Origin of the sequence: Paramylibacter kogurei (assembly GCF_002742285.1) — a bacterium.
Classification (GTDB): Bacteria; Pseudomonadota; Alphaproteobacteria; order Rhodobacterales; family Rhodobacteraceae; genus Amylibacter; species Amylibacter kogurei.
Genome location: NZ_MDGM01000008.1, coordinates 1 through 469, shown reverse-complemented (window position 1 = coordinate 469; position 469 = coordinate 1). Strand labels below are relative to the sequence as shown.

Sequence of the window (469 nt, the reverse complement as noted above, 5' to 3'; positions counted from 1 at the left end):
CGGTGAAATATCTGACGGGAGCACGGGTGTGGGCGCGCGTGCCTTGGCGCAATATGATCGCGATGATAATAACAGCTACTACTTTGGTTACACGCTTGACCCCGATCGTGAATTTGGTGGCAATGAATTGGTTGGCCGCGACAAGGGATCATTTGTGGCGGGTGCACGGCGACGTTTGAACGATAGCCTGACGGTTTATGGTGAAAACACCTATGATTTATTTGGTGTGCATCGATCGCTCACCTCAACCTATGGCGCGGATTATATCGCCAGTGATTTTTTAACCTTCACAGGTGGGTTTGAATTTGGCCGTGTGCGTGATTCCAGCACCAATACCGAATTTGATCGCAAGGCCTTGTCGCTGGGTTCGATTTATCGCGACGAAGATTTGTCGCTGCGCACGCGATTGGAATATCGCAAGGACGAAGGTTTGGAATCTGGCCAGGACAAAGACGCCGATACGATCGCG

The 469-nt window shown here is 51.2% G+C and carries 1 pseudogene; it reads left to right on the top strand.

The features are described 5' to 3' along the window. A pseudogene (locus BFP76_RS14625) lies at positions 1-469 on the top strand (hypothetical protein); the annotation flags it as partial.